The organism is Solibacillus sp. FSL R7-0668 (assembly GCF_038006205.1).
Taxonomy (GTDB): Bacteria; Bacillota; Bacilli; order Bacillales_A; family Planococcaceae; genus Solibacillus.
The window spans coordinates 3723494-3738057 of sequence record NZ_JBBOUU010000001.1 but is presented as its reverse complement, the minus strand read 5'-3'; the positions used below and the strand labels follow the sequence as shown (position 1 = coordinate 3738057).

17 protein-coding genes are annotated in these 14564 nt (G+C 37.8%); 13 read left to right on the top strand and 4 right to left on the bottom strand.

All coding sequences use genetic code 11. The features are described 5' to 3' along the window. Positions 1 to 13: 13 nt before the first annotated feature. The 3 genes from MKX47_RS18630 to lepB are packed head-to-tail and all read right to left on the bottom strand — an operon-like array spanning position 14 to position 1597. Positions 14 to 460, bottom strand: coding sequence for an NUDIX domain-containing protein (locus MKX47_RS18630; protein WP_340777168.1), 447 nt, complete (start codon positions 458 to 460; stop codon positions 14 to 16). Between the two features lie 12 nt (positions 461 to 472). Beyond that, positions 473 to 1015 (bottom strand): GNAT family N-acetyltransferase, encoded by a 543-nt coding sequence (locus tag MKX47_RS18625; RefSeq protein ID WP_340777166.1) that lies wholly within the window; start codon positions 1013 to 1015, stop codon positions 473 to 475. Positions 1016 to 1036: 21 nt separating this feature from the next. Continuing rightward, a complete protein-coding gene (gene lepB / locus MKX47_RS18620; RefSeq protein ID WP_340777164.1) occupies positions 1037 to 1597 on the bottom strand; it encodes a signal peptidase I in 561 nt (186 codons plus the stop codon). A gap of 110 nt (positions 1598 to 1707) precedes the next feature. Between lepB and MKX47_RS18615 the strand changes: the two genes are divergently transcribed. The 7 genes from MKX47_RS18615 to MKX47_RS18585 all read left to right on the top strand — a co-directional run bounded on the left by MKX47_RS18615 (position 1708) and on the right by MKX47_RS18585 (position 8484). Then, positions 1708 to 2079: a nuclear transport factor 2 family protein gene (locus MKX47_RS18615; RefSeq protein ID WP_445683599.1), complete on the top strand. Its 372-nt coding sequence runs from the start codon at positions 1708 to 1710 to the stop codon at positions 2077 to 2079. 546 nt (positions 2080 to 2625) lie between these two features. Next, positions 2626 to 4332 (top strand): sensor domain-containing protein, encoded by a 1707-nt coding sequence (locus MKX47_RS18610; RefSeq protein ID WP_340777162.1) that lies wholly within the window; start codon positions 2626 to 2628, stop codon positions 4330 to 4332. Positions 4333 to 4464: 132 nt separating this feature from the next. Then, a complete protein-coding gene (locus MKX47_RS18605) occupies positions 4465 to 5436 on the top strand; it encodes a M23 family metallopeptidase (protein ID WP_340777160.1) in 972 nt (323 codons plus the stop codon). 37 nt (positions 5437 to 5473) lie between these two features. Beyond that, positions 5474 to 6205, top strand: coding sequence for a response regulator transcription factor (locus tag MKX47_RS18600; RefSeq protein WP_340777158.1), 732 nt, complete (start codon positions 5474 to 5476; stop codon positions 6203 to 6205). A gap of 3 nt (positions 6206 to 6208) precedes the next feature. Further along, positions 6209 to 7549, top strand: a complete 1341-nt coding sequence (locus tag MKX47_RS18595; protein ID WP_340777155.1) for a sensor histidine kinase — start codon at positions 6209 to 6211, stop codon at positions 7547 to 7549. A gap of 69 nt (positions 7550 to 7618) precedes the next feature. After that, positions 7619 to 8002, top strand: a complete 384-nt coding sequence (locus tag MKX47_RS18590; RefSeq protein WP_340777153.1) for a DUF3887 domain-containing protein — start codon at positions 7619 to 7621, stop codon at positions 8000 to 8002. 23 nt (positions 8003 to 8025) lie between these two features. Next, a complete protein-coding gene (locus MKX47_RS18585) occupies positions 8026 to 8484 on the top strand; it encodes a DUF1648 domain-containing protein (RefSeq protein ID WP_340777151.1) in 459 nt (152 codons plus the stop codon). 21 nt (positions 8485 to 8505) lie between these two features. Here the strand turns inward: MKX47_RS18585 and MKX47_RS18580 are convergent, their stop codons facing one another. Next, positions 8506 to 9732 (bottom strand): NAD(P)/FAD-dependent oxidoreductase, encoded by a 1227-nt coding sequence (locus tag MKX47_RS18580; protein WP_340777149.1) that lies wholly within the window; start codon positions 9730 to 9732, stop codon positions 8506 to 8508. A 150-nt stretch (positions 9733 to 9882) separates the two neighbouring features. Here MKX47_RS18580 and MKX47_RS18575 point away from each other — a divergent pair, with 150 nt between their 5' ends. From MKX47_RS18575 to MKX47_RS18550, 6 genes are all read left to right on the top strand, one after another. Then, a complete protein-coding gene (locus tag MKX47_RS18575; protein ID WP_340777146.1) occupies positions 9883 to 10197 on the top strand; it encodes a PadR family transcriptional regulator in 315 nt (104 codons plus the stop codon). A gap of 2 nt (positions 10198 to 10199) precedes the next feature. Beyond that, entirely contained in the window at positions 10200 to 11243 is a 1044-nt protein-coding gene (locus tag MKX47_RS18570; RefSeq protein ID WP_340777144.1) for a DUF4097 family beta strand repeat-containing protein, read from the top strand. A gap of 84 nt (positions 11244 to 11327) precedes the next feature. Then, on the top strand, positions 11328 to 11684 hold the full coding sequence (locus MKX47_RS18565) for a hypothetical protein (protein WP_340777141.1): 357 nt from the start codon (positions 11328 to 11330) through the stop codon (positions 11682 to 11684). A gap of 91 nt (positions 11685 to 11775) precedes the next feature. Beyond that, complete coding sequence (locus tag MKX47_RS18560; RefSeq protein WP_340777139.1) at positions 11776 to 12330, top strand: sigma-70 family RNA polymerase sigma factor; 555 nt, start codon at positions 11776 to 11778, stop codon at positions 12328 to 12330. Continuing rightward, complete coding sequence (locus MKX47_RS18555; protein WP_340777137.1) at positions 12284 to 13426, top strand: hypothetical protein; 1143 nt, start codon at positions 12284 to 12286, stop codon at positions 13424 to 13426. Before MKX47_RS18560 ends, MKX47_RS18555 begins: the two co-directional genes overlap by 47 nt. A gap of 168 nt (positions 13427 to 13594) precedes the next feature. Continuing rightward, positions 13595 to 14359: a glucose 1-dehydrogenase gene (locus MKX47_RS18550; RefSeq protein WP_340777135.1), complete on the top strand. Its 765-nt coding sequence runs from the start codon at positions 13595 to 13597 to the stop codon at positions 14357 to 14359. The last annotated feature ends 205 nt before the right edge of the window (positions 14360 to 14564 follow it).

The window sequence follows — 14564 nt, the reverse complement described above, 5'->3', positions numbered from 1 at the left end:
TCTCACGTTTTTCTCAATCCCTGTTCACAATATGCACAACACCTATATCCTCTTGCTTATCCAAAAGCTGCGCGAATGCTCGTGGCTTTAATTGGTGTATTTCAGTTTTCGGTAGCCAATATAGTTTTTGGTTATCATAATCGGTACCAACATATGTTTCTTTAAAGGGAATTGTGCCGCGATAGACATATAAAATTTCATGGTAGGCTTGTCCTAGTAAGAAGAAATTTTCAATAATTGCAAATAGCTTCACGTTCATGAGCCGTTCACCTGTTTCCTCATAGAGCTCACGAATGGCAGCATCATTACTCGCTTCATCAAATTTTATACGTCCACCAGGTAATGTAATGAGATCGTTTGGAAATTCACTTACAAGAATGTTTTCTTCCTGTTCAATCCAAATGGCTACCCGTATATTGAGCTTTCCTTCTTTTAGAGGCACCGTTAAATCTTGTGGCATTCTTTCTGCTCCTTACGATATATTCGCTTCTTCGCGTATAATCGAATATATTTTCATATCATGGTAAGCCCCTTTAGAGAATTTAGCTTTGCGCATTGTGCCTTCATAAACCATATCGGCCTTTTGCATAACACGCTCAGAGCCTACGTTTCCAGCGAAGCAACGTGCTTGAATGCGTTCTAAATTGAGTTCCGTAAAGCCGTATTGAATAATTGCTTGTGCAGCTTCACTCATATAACCTTTGCCCCAATGGAGGTGTGATAACGCATAACCGATTTCACCAATGTGTTCGTTGTTATCGAGCATGACATAATCAATCGTGCCGATAAACTCATCTGAATTTTTTAAAGTAACAGCCCATGCATAGTTTTCTTGTTTGTACTTATCAATCATAAACTGTAAAAATTGTTTTGTTTGTTCAAGCGACGTATGAGAATCCCATAGCACGAATTTTGTTACGTCATCGTTTGAAGCGTAACTATACATAGCGTTAGCATCTTCAATCTTTAATTGTCGTAATATAAGCCGTTCCGTTTCTAAAATAGGAAAGGTCATTGTTATCACCCCCAGTTTCAATTATTTTACCCAACCCAACTCATCAAATGGGTAAATACGAATATTGGCCTTGCCGATAATTTGGTCCTTTGCCACTAAGCCAACACGTGAGTCACGACTATCACTGCTTTTGAGGCGGTTGTCACCTAAAACTAAATAATAATCTTCAGGGATTTTCGAATGATCTGTCAGCTGCTCTAACGTAAAGTCACCTGTCAAATCACCAAAGCCATTTAAAGCCGATTTATTTTGGGATAAATAAGGCTCTTCAAGTTTTTCCCCATTGACGTAGAGCTCATCATTTTTATATTCGATATGATCACCCGGTAAACCGATAATGCGTTTAATGAAGTTGCGCTCATCGGGTGCTTTAAACACAACAATATCAAAGCGTTCTAAGTCCGTCATCGTTTTGCCAATTTTATTGACGATGATTCGGTCCCCGTCCTCATATGTTGGCATCATAGAAGCACCGTCTACGATGATGGGCGAAAAGATAAATGTGCGGATCCCGATAACAAAGACGGCTGTTAAAGCAATGACCTTTAGCCATTCAAAAAGCTCATGTTTTTCTTTTTTCAATTTTAGACACCTCAATCCTTTATTCTTTGTGTAAGTAATATAAATTCTAGTTGCTTTTACAATTAATCACAAGTAAAGTTATTGTAATTCTTTTGAAGGGGTAGATTTTTATGGATTTAAAGAAGCATATTAAGCGATTAGAAGAAAGTCATATTACACCAAATGTACGAGAAAATATGGGAAAGCTTGATGAAATTTTAGCGGACGAGTTTTTTGAAATTGGCAGCTCTGGTTATATGTATGATAAAATGGAATGCCTCGAAACAGGGGTGGTGTTATCGGACATGACGATGCATAACTTTGCCATGTATCCACTGGCAGATGATGTTGTCCTAACGACATACTATATCGTCGATACAACTAGAAATCGTAATACATACCGTAGCTCGATTTGGAAATTAATCGATGGGCGTTGGCAATTATATTTTCATCAAGGGACAATCACGCCATTGTCATTAGAAGAAGTATTGAAAAAGGCTTGAGTAGCTTTCGATTACCAAGGCTTCTTTAACGTATACAGGAAAGCCATCCAATCAAATAACACCGTACTCAGCTTCGTTAACGATTCAATGCTTCCCATTCCTCTCGTAAAATGCCATCAACTTCAATGACCCAAAAGCTGTTATCACCAATCCAGTCCTGCTTTGTTTGAATGAAGTTTTCAAACGGCATGGATTGACATACTTTCAAATTTTTTAATATTATTTTATCCAAAAATTTTGTCGATAATAAGGTGGAGGGAATTGGTAATTTCTATTAAAAACCACTTAATATTAATCAACGAGCGACACGAACTAAGTACAGGGAAAACAGGGTATCAGAATGAGTGGGTAATTCGTATTATTTCTTATTTCCCTTTAAATTTGAATAAATATGTAATTTTTTATTAGAAAGTCAACTATAGTTTCCGTTTAATCCTCCAATCACTGTAAATTTTAACCTAAAAGGACTATAATAATGAATAGATGTTGAATATATGAGTTTTTATGATAAAAAAGAATCATTAAAATTATTATGAGGTGGGGCAAGTGTTTAAAACCGGGGGAGCAAATGTATTAAGTTCGATGCAATTAACTGTGGAGGAACTACAAAATATTAAGGTTGCTCTGGATGAGTCATCTATTTTAGCAGTTACGAATGCACGCGGTGTCATTACGATGGTAAATGATCGCTTTTGTGATATTTCAAAATATAAGCGAGAAGAATTAATTGGTCAAGATCATCGTATATTGAATTCAGGCGTTCATTCGAAGCAATTTTTTAAAGACATGTGGCGTACAATTGGCACGGGGGAGACATGGAAAGGGGAAATATGCAACTGTGCAAAGGATGGTTCGATTTATTGGGTTCAAACGACGATTGTGCCATTTTTAAATGAAAAGGGAAAGCCTTATCAATATATTTCGATTCGTACAGATATTACAGCGCAAAAGAATATCGGGGAGATGATTCATATCGCACATCATGATGATTTAACGGGATTACCAAATCGTCGTCAATTAATGCTGGATTTAAAGCAACTAATTGACGAAGATAGGCAACCATTTTCACTATTATTGTTTGATGTAAATCGTTTTAAAAATATCAATGATGGCTTAGGCCACCATATTGGTGATTTATTTTTAATCGAAATTGCGAATCGGGCGCAAACCTTAACAAATTCATTCATTACATTTTATCGATTAAGTGGGGATGAATTTGTCGGCATATTGAAGCAGCCAGCGCAGCTCGATGAATTAGTTACAAGCTTACAAAATCAGTTTGTAGATTACTTCAATTTAGAGGGTCACACATTTTATGCCTCAGTAAGTGTAGGAGTCGCCAATTATACGGAGTCCATTGATAGTGCACAAGATATTTTAAAATATGCCGATCTAGCCATGTATGAGGCCAAAAAAAGTAATAATAAGTTTTATGTGCTATATAAAGATCAGAAACGATTTACACCGAACCAAGTATTAACGCTCGAAACAAAATTGCATGAAGCCATTAAAAATCAAGTATTTGAGCTCTACTATCAGCCGAAAGTGAATTTACAAACGAATCAAATCGAAGGAATGGAAGCATTGATTCGTTGGTTTGATGAGGAAATAGGTTATATACCTCCGGATCAATTTATTCCGTTTGCTGAGGAGTTTGGCCTGATTACGGAAATAAGTGAATGGGTTATTAAAGAAGCTGGCTGCCAAGTAAAGCAGTGGAATGCCTTATTTGGGCTGAATTTACGTGTGGCTGTCAATATTTCACCGAGCCATTTAGCAAAAGACAATTTTGTAGAGCGACTCCATTTGATTTTGCAGGAAAATGAAATTCCGCCTACGATGCTTGAAATTGAAATTACAGAAATGAGTTTTTTAGACCAAAATATGAGCTTATTAAATACGATTGAGCAATTAAAGGCAATGGGCATTACCTTATCAATCGATGATTTTGGTACAGGCTATTCTTCTTTAAGCTATTTAAAAAAATTCCCTGTAGATACATTAAAAATCGATCGCTCATTTGTTCATAAAATGAATGAAAATAGCGCGGATGTAGCAATGGTGTCAGCCATCATTTCATTAGCACGCGCATTGAAATTACAGGTAGTGGCTGAAGGTGTGGAAGAAGTGGAGGATATTCAGTTACTAAAAGATTTTAATTGCGAGTTTGTACAAGGCTATTATTATAGTCGACCTCTAAAAGTAGATGATTTTTCGAGTCGTTTAAGTGAGCAGGGGACTTTCTTCCATTAATCCAATCCGCGTCTAGCTATAAAGGCTGAACGCGGTTTTTTTTATGGCAGCCGTAGATTCATAGGGTGAAACCTTTTTACGTATTGAACCGTAAAAGAGTAAGAAAATTCTTTGTATTCGGAGGGCATAAATATGGAAAGGCAGTCGGATTTAAACACATCAATTGGCACCTTATTTTTAAAGCAGCAATTTGAAACGATTTATACGGCAACAACAGCTGAATTTAAGCACTATATTCCGTACGATAAATTTATTGAAATTGCAGTCCCTTTTGTAGAAGATGTTACACAATTTGAACGAACATACGAGGCCGTGTTACAGCAAAGCAAGCAAACGATTTGGCTGGATACTTCCAAATCAAAGGCGATTGTTGTGACATTTAATCGTCAATCTGAAATTGAAAGCTTATTTTTAACCCCTTTCATGATAGATGAGCAAGCAAATAATTGTTATACAAAAAATAAATATCACTATCCATTTAAAGGGGAGTGGTTTGTGTTTTGGGGTGGGGCAAATGAGTTAATTAATTACCATTATGCTTATGAAACACAGCAATTTGCCTATGATTTTGTTAAAGTACAAGATGGTCTGACATATATAGATATAGCTGAGCATAATGAGCATTACTTGGCATATAACGAAGCAATCGTAGCACCGCTTGATGGGAAGGTTTTAGAAGTGGTGGATGGAATAGCAGATAATGTCCCAGGGCAAATGGATGAGCAAAATCCTGCGGGCAATTACGTTATTTTGGAGCATGCCAATCAAGAATATAGTTTGTTGGCTCACTTGATTCCGGGTTCGATTGTTGTAAAAGAGGGTCAGCAAGTAAAAACGGGCACTAGGATTGGACGTTGTGGTAATTCAGGCAATTCGTCGGAGGCTCATTTGCATTTTCAAGTGATGGATGCGCCAAATCTTACAAAGTGCAAATCACGGCGCATTCGATTTCATGATGGAAAGGAGCCTATTCAAGGAGATACCGTAGTGAGCAAAAAAATGAAAAAATCGATGGGAGAAAAGGCGGAACATTTGGATTTAATCGCTACATTAGCAGAAGTATTAATGTTAATTCCACGGGCGATTTGGAGATTTATTCAATAAAGGGATGTTTTTGAGGCGCCATGAAAGGAGGAGGGCTATGAGTATTTTTATATTGGAAGATGACCTCTATCAGGCACAGCGCATGCAGCAAATGATTCAAGACATTTGTGAAAAAGAGCAAATACCATACAATTTTATCGAAACGACAAGTCGTGCGGATGAAATTGTATCAAAAATTGCATGTTGCACCTATACACCAATCTATTTTCTAGATATTGAAATTAAGCAGGAAATAAGGAAGGGTTTAGAGGTGGCGCGAGAGATACGCACGATTGATTCGGAGGGTATTATTGTCTTTGTGACAACCCATTCTGAGCTTGCACCGATTTCGTATCAATATATGGTATCGGCCTTAACATTTATTGAAAAGGATTTGCCTTATGACATGCGTCGAAAGCTGATTAAGGATTGCTTGGCACACTATGTTAAGACAAATAAGGGTGTAATGGATAAGGATTATTTCGTTATCGACAATTCGTATACAACGATTAAAGTGCCATTTGATACGGTTGAATATATTATGACGGATGAGCCACATCGCTTGGAGCTTGTGACGACCAATCAGCTCATCCGATTTTATGGCACGCTGAAAGAAATCGAACAGATGGATGAACGCCTCGTACGTTGTCATAAGTCGGTGTTGATTAATAAGATGCATATGCAGCAGCTAGATTCAAAGCAGCAGCTTGTCCAATTAACAAGTGGCAAACAAGTCCCGGTTTCACGAAGGCTCATGAAAACGATGAAAACATTGTTGAAAGAAGGATAAGGGATGTTGTTTTATAATTTACTAGGCTATGTACTCATCGGGTTTGGGCACTTTTATTTGTTTCAATTGCTAGTAGGGGCAACACAGGTTTCGAAGCGCTTTTATGCATTGATTAGTATGTTATTTACAGTGCTTTTATCCATGCTAATCGGCTATTCGGGCTTTATTGAATTAAATATTGTGGCATTGATCGGCTTTTTAATGATTCTTGGCTGGCTTACAAAGGCGGGAACTAGTATCCAAATTCTTTATTTTGCCATGCTGAGTGTCGTGCTATATTCCGTTATTAAAAATGGTCTGTTCACGCTTGTTTACACGGTCTATTTAGATAGCCCGTTTCCGTATTATAGCTGGACGTCGAGTGTGCTACTGGTTGGGACATTGCTTGTGGTGTTGCTGTTAATGTACGGTGCACGCAGGAAAATCTACTTAACGGGTCAATATTTGCGAACGAGTAAGCTCTTTATACCTACCTTTATCATCATTTCAATTTGTACGGTATTTTTACTTATTATCAATTTCCCGACAGTGCGTGTATTAGCGAATTTACATGAATTGTACGGCGAAGCTTTATACATAGGATTAACGATAATTTCGATTGTACTAATGCTTATGATTTCGATGAATATGTATCGCTCGCGAGCACAGTTGATCGAGCGGCATGAAAAGAAAATGCATGAGCAGCTGATGGATTATGTGACAAAGCTAGAATTTATGCATGATGAGCTGGCAACATTTCGTCATGATTATATGAACTTAATGCTGTCAATGGGGGAAGCCGTGCGTACGGAGGATGTCCAGCAAATGAAGCAGATTTATGAGGGGATTATTGCACCAACGACTGCCATTGTTAATCATCAGCAGCTGGAGCTAACAAAGTTGTCTCGCGTGATGATTCCCGAAGTAAAGGCAGTGCTAAGTGTAAAAATTGTAACAGCACAGCAAAGGAAGTTAACCATAACGATTGATATTCCAGAGCCCATGGAGGAGCTATATATGCCGACAGAGGCCTTTATCCGTATCGTATCGATATTAGTAGATAATGCAATCGAAGCAGCTGAAAAATCAACGGAGCGTAGTTTATATATAGCGTTATTTACAGTGGATGGCACACAATATTGCATCGTAAAAAATAGCATTGATGCCTCACCACCTGCTTTAGGCGAATTATATGCAAAAAGTTATTCTACAAAAGGGATAGAGCGAGGGCTTGGACTCTATTCGATTAAACGAATTACCAATCAGCATCCGAATAGCACCTTATCTACAGCAGTAGAGCAGCAAGTCTTCGAACAAAAGCTCATTATGAAAAATAACCATTCAGGAATGAAAAAGAACCGATGATGAAATGTCCCAACAATACTAAAAAATATCGTTTACAATAAGGATAACTTAGTAATGAGGGGGATTTCTATGAAAAAGTGGGCAGTTATTTTAGTAGGTATGATGTTAAGTATTGTATTAATCGGCTGTGGTAATAAAGCCGATGAAGACACATCACAAGTGTATCGTGAAAAGGCTGAAGATGTTGTAAAATGGCTAAATGAAAAAAACTACGAGCCTTTAATTGAGCAATTTGATGCGAATTTAACCGCACAGTTAACAGTGGATCAATTGGCGCAAATTGAGCCAGTTATCGAGCAATCAGGTGATTTTGAACAGGTCGAAAAATCGACGGTAGAAGAAAAAGATGGCATGAAGGTGGTTGTATTAGTTGCACAATATAGCAACGATAAACGTGTCTTTACCATTTCCTATGATGGCGAAGATAAAATCGCCGGTCTTTTTGTTCAGTAATTTTTAGATAGGGGCAAGGTGGAATGAAGCTCTTCAACAGGATGACACTCGTAGTTTTTTTCATTACCGTTGCTTTTACTGCGATTCAATTTCCGAATTTACCAAGTGAGGTGCCGAGTCATTACAACATAATGGGCGAGGCAGATGCTTGGGCTAATAAATGGTTTATTTTCTTTTTACCGCTTTTAGGTTTTGGACTTTGGCTATTACTTGGACAGATTGGTAAATTTCCTGAATATATTAATATGCCAAATGGTGGCGAGCCGTTAAATGAAGCACAGATCCAAAATAGTGTAAACATGCTTCATGCCCTTCGAAATGAAATGCTACTTTTCATGTCCTTTTTGACGTTAAAGGAAGTAGTGACATCAATTGGCTATCCAATTCACTTAGGCATTTGGGAGTTTGGTATATTTATAGCGATGACGACAGCGACGGTTATATGGTATATCTTAAAAAATAACAAATTAAAGTCTATATAAAAATGGATGTGTGGCGATTGCTCACACATCCATTTTCATCTTTAAGCCATATTTACGATCAAGCGTAACAAGGCGGGCATCGTCATTAGCGCGTCCCATAATTAAGTCAGCGAGGATTTCAGCACCGAGCATGCTATATACGGTTCCATTGCCACCATAGCCTAGTAAATAATAGTGACTTTTTTCTTGGGGATGCTGACCGATGAACGGCAGATTATCATAGGACTCTCCAAAAGAGGCACTGTAGCTATACGGCGCATGGAATTGTTCGTTTGGGATGAGCCCCTGCAATTTTTCAAGCAAGGCTTTTGCCATTGTATCCATTTTTTCCTCATCTTTTGCGGGGTGTGCACGGTTTTCATCTAGCCCACCGATAATGATGCGGTTATCAACGGTTGTTCGTAAATATAAATAAGGACGCGCAGTTTCCCAAATAAGCGCCTTTTCGTACCAGCCCTTAAAGCGCGGGTTTTGCTCGGTTACAATTGCGTAAGAGCGGTTAATATTCGCACCTTTCATCTTCCCATAAGGTAGCCGACCATAGCCGGTCGTATAAACAATACGCGATGTTTTAAAATCACCGTGCATCGTTTTAATTATTTGCTGTGTACCTTCTTCTTCAATAATATTACCAAAAGTATTTTCGAAAATATGCACCCCCTGTGATTTAAGCTGTTCGGCTAAATAGACGACAAATTTAAATGGGTTAATTTCTGCATCATTCATCGTATAAAGTGCTGCAGGAGCTTCAAAGGGCAGCCGATTTTTTACGATGATATCATTCCAAAATTCCACTGGGAAACCATGTCTATGGAGCATTTCAAATTCTGCTTCAAGCTTTTTGACATCGCTCTTTTTACTTGCAAAACAAATGCTTGGACGACGAATAAAATCGGCCTTATCGGGTAATATGGCGGCAATTTTATCTAACGTTTCAAGCGCCTCGTAGCATAAGGTATAAAAACGAACGGCATCTTGTTCACCAATCTGTTCCGCTAATTCATGCAGCATAATATCATTTGAATATTGTAACAAACCGGTGTTGGCAGAGGTGCTACCTGATGCAATTTCGTTACGTTCTAAAATGGCTACGCTTAAACCTTCATTCATCAGTGCATTTGCTGTGAGTAAACCACTCATGCCAGCCCCGATAATAATCACATCATAACGCCCTTTTATTGCTGGATTTGTATGACTAGGTTTTACAAAGGTAGTTGGCCAATAGAGCATTCCGTTATGTAGTTCCATAAAAAACCCTCCTTAATTATCTTGATAAACATTTCCCTAATTTACATAAAACGAATCTAAAAGAAAGTATATATTTTTTAAGTCAGTACCTTGCAATGAATAATAGCATTTGATACACTATTATTCATAAAATAGTAGTGAGGTGAAGCAATGAATCCTCAATTTAAAAAAGGCGTGCTGAATTTATGTGTGCTGGCTCTTTTAGAAAAGAAAGATATGTATGGCTATGAGCTGGTACAAGCCATCTCTACTCAAATTGAAATATCAGAAGGCGCAGTTTATCCATTATTACGAAGGCTGACCAATGAAGGTTTATTTACAACGTATTTAATGGAATCCACAGAGGGACCACCGCGCAAATATTATCAAATCACATCACAAGGCATCGAGCAGTTAAATAGCTTAAAGGCAGAATGGAAAAGCTTTAGTGCAGGCGTAAATACATTAATTCAAGGGAGTAATTAAAAATGAATGAACAACAATTTTTAGATATACTTGAAAGTCATTTACAAAAAATCAATGAGCAAGAGCGAGCAGACATTCGTAGAGATTTTGAAGAATACTTCGAAAATGGACGAGCAGAAGGGAAAACAACTGAAGAAATTATTCAATCATTTGGTGAATTAGACGAGCTTGCAGAAGAATTACTAGCTTCCTATGATGAAGAGGATTTTGTACAAGCTATAATACTTGAAAAGAAAGACAAAGATGTACCATATCTTAAAGTTAAAGTGAAGGCTAATAATGTAAATCTATCCATTGTTGCAACAGATGCAGATGAAGCAATGATTGAAACAAATAACAAAGATCAAGCCATCGAAACATCGCTGACGATTGAGAATAATACGCTCGTTGTGAATGTGGCTCAAGAGGGAAAAATCCGTCGTTTTTGGTTTATTACCATTGTTAGCTCAGTTGATAAAGTGAATGCGATTTTGCATTTACCGAGAAAGTATTACGAAAAGCTAATTGTCGAAAATCAAGATGGCGCGATCAAAGTGTCAGATATAAGTGCAGCTCAATTCGATTTACAATCAGATAATGGTCGTGTAATGATGAATGCCATTCAAGGCGATCATTTATACGCACATTCAGATAATGGTCGTATTATTTTAGAAAATTCAACAGTACAACATGTAAAGGCTAGCTCAAACAATGGACGCGTAGTTGTCGAAAACTGCAGAGGGCAGAAATTTAAATTGGATTCCTCAAATGGCCGCGTACAATTAAAAGAGATAGATGCACAAGTGGAAGCCTATTCAAGTAATGGCCGAATCGAGGCACAATTTGCACAAATAAGTCACCCCGTATCACTTAAAACGGAAAATGGCCGAATAGAACTTTCAACTTTAAGAAAGTTAGAAAATGTACTAATTGAAGGAACAACAAGTTGGGGTTCAGCGACGATGTATAATGTGCAAACATCACACTATGAACATGGGACAAAAGAAAATAAAATTCACTTAAAAACAAGTAATGGCAAGATTATTGTTGAGGAAGTGGGTGCCTAGTAAGCAAGGGCATTGCAGAAATTAGAATTTCCAATGTAAAATCCGTATAATAAAGCTAATGAAGTTGGAAATGGAGTAATGACAATGGATACATTTAGCTTTAGGTTGTTTGGTGGCTACAAGGTACACTTAGATAAAACCGAAGTAACCATCGATTATGCGGGTGAAAAATTTTTGTTCATTCAAAAAGCGAAGCCACGCAAGAAAACAATAGTATACAGTGATATTTTACGTGTTGATTATAAAGAAGCGGGCATGACGTTCGGCTATGTGCGCTTGATTACAAAGGAAAATGAAGAATTTTTAAGCAGCTCCTATGTTGCCCAGCATGATGAAAATGCCTTTATGGTGGAAAAAGATGAACTAGCAAAACTAAATGATGTGTTAGATATCTTAAAAAAACGATGCAAAACAATTGAATTTGTTCATTTGAAAGCTTAGCAATTATGCTAGGCTTTTTATAATGGGGAAAAATTGTTTCGTCTTTTATTGGGTTAGCTTCGTTTATGTTAGAGAGAGGGGGGCGAGGACTTTGGAGCGTTCACGGCAATTAGTGGAGCAGGCGATGGAAAATTATAGCGAGCTCTTGTTTCGTATTGCGTATTATTATGTGAAAGATACCTACATTGCAGAGGATATTGTACAGGATGTGTTCATGAAATTATATTGTGCAAATTACGTAGAGCAAGGGGAGCTACGCGCCTATTTATCGAAAATGACTGCGAATAAAAGCAAAGATTATTTGAAAAGCTGGGCCTATCGCAAAGTGCAGCTGACTGAAAAAATCTTTTCGAAAAATTATAAAGCACCAAAGGACAAACTAGTAGAGCAAGAGGAATTAAATGCCCTTGATCAAGCGATTTTAAATTTACCATTAAAGCAGCGCGAGGCGATTGTGTACTATTATTTAGAAAGCTTGTCCGTGAAGGAAATAGCAGAGCTGCTCGAACGTCCCGAAAGCACGATTAAATCAAGGTTAAAAAGTGGTAAGGAGCTATTAAAGAATCAGCTACAACAGCAAGAATGGGAGGTGCTACTAGATGTCGAACTACCGTTTAACACCACTGCGCGATACAGCGAAAAATAAGGAGCGGATTATCGAAAAAACACGTGGGAATATGGAGCCGCAAGCCATGAAAACGAGCAAGAAAAAACGCCTAGTAGTACCTATTCTAGTGGCTGCATGTGTACTCATTTTGTCGCTATTTTTAGCCGGCCCGTATGTGTATCAAGCCTTTTTTATGCAGCAAAAGTTTACAGTGGAGAAGGTGGTATTCCCGCAATCCGCATATGATGCGTTATACCATGCTGTTTATATCGATGCAACGAATGAATTTGTCTATAAAAAAGAGGATGGTTTTTATTCCTTTGATGTTGCTAAAAAGCAGGAAACCTTATTAGTGGCGGGTTCTAAGATGAGCTATGGCTATGCAGCATCTGAAAAATGGATTGTATGGAGCGCAGCGGTAAATAATGAGGAAAAACTCCATGTATTTAACCGTTTAACGAATGAGGTAAAAGTAATAGAGACAGATTATTTTTTTGATGTACATTTACAGGGCGATGAAATCATTTATTTAGCATTGAAGCCAATTGATGGTTCAAGATCAGAAGTGAGTTATCAAAAATATAATATCCTAACAGAACAATCAACAATAATTCAGGAAATCGAAGTAACAAGTACTGGTACTATGTCCAATGTGGATGGAAACTATATGACCATTTCTAATCAAATCGAAATGGATGATGAAGAGAAAACCATTATTTCTGTTCATGACTTACAGCAATTAACAAATGTAGGGACATATAATATCCCATATGATACTGTGCAAGACATTTCACTCCATGATAAAAAAATATATGCTTATGTATGGCATAGTAATGTTGAGCAACCGGGTGAAATTGGTGTACTGGACCTCGAAACGAATCGATTTACGACGCTAAAAACATCAGTTAAAGTAGGTGATTTCGCAACAGACGGTCAGCATTTTGCAGTAGCTGTACAAAAAGGGGATAGCAATTCCGTGCAGCTATTTGAAGAGGAAGAGGGGCGGTTAAAGCGCATTTCTTCGTTACCAACAATTAAGGAGCGCCTTGTGTCACCACGTTTTACAGAGGATGGCACGCTGGTTGTTACGAGTGAGGGACCGGACCGCCCGATTTATTTGATTCGCTTTAAATAATGAGATCCCTGCGATGATTTCTAGTTATCATCGTAGGGATTTTTCGATACTTTTTAGAGGAATACAATAATTTTGGTAGCGATTACAAAAGGATAAATCCTATCTTTTGACGCATAGTAACAAGAGGTTTACAATTAAACTATATTATTTAAGGGAGGCGTTTCTTTTATGGGACGTTTAGAAAATAAAGTCGCAATTATTACAGGTTCAGCGAACGGAATCGGGAAAGCAATCGCAACGAAATATGCTGCAGAAGGGGCAAAAGTTGTCATTGCCGATTTCAATGAAGAGGCATTAAATGCAACAGTTGAAGCATTCAAAGCAGATGGGAAAGAAGCATTTGGCGTAAAAGTGAACGTCGCAGTTGAAGAAGATGTACAACGTATGGTAGAAGAAACGGTTGCTCACTTTGGACAAGTCGATATTCTAGTAAACTGTGCTGGTGTATTAGACAAAATGCAAGCAGCGCATAATGTGGAAGATGCCATTTGGAATCGCGTAATGGATATTAACGTAGGTGGCGTGATGCGCGGTATGCGTAAAGTATTACCATATTTCCAAGAGCAAAAAAGTGGCGTTATCGTTAACTTATCTTCCATCTCAGGTTTAATGGGTGGTCGTGGTGGTTTCACTTATACTGCGGCAAAACATGCAGTATCAGGAATGACGAAAAACGTAGGCTCTCACTACGGCCCACTTGGAATTCGTTGTAATGCCATCGCCCCAGCACAAGTGGATACAGGTATGACACAATCAATTGAAGGCTATGATATGTTTGGTCTAGGACAGGCATCACGTGGAGTAAAAGGCATTATGCACCGCGTTGCACAGCCAGAAGAAATTGCAAACATCGCCCTATTTTTAGCAAGTGATGAATCATCGTATATTAATGGTGTTGTTTTAGCTGCAGATGGCGGCTGGAGCGCTTATTAATCCAACGTATATAATAGTAAAAGAAGCTCCCAACTGAGGGGGCTTTTTTTATTGGCGTTGAAAAGCGAGATATAGCGCAATATGTCGCAAAATGTTTCACGTGAAAAACGTTCTTTTTTGACAAAATATAAGCTATAAAATAATAATACGCTATAAAACATATGTATCTTTACAATTAATCTATTATTTTATAATAAATGGTATA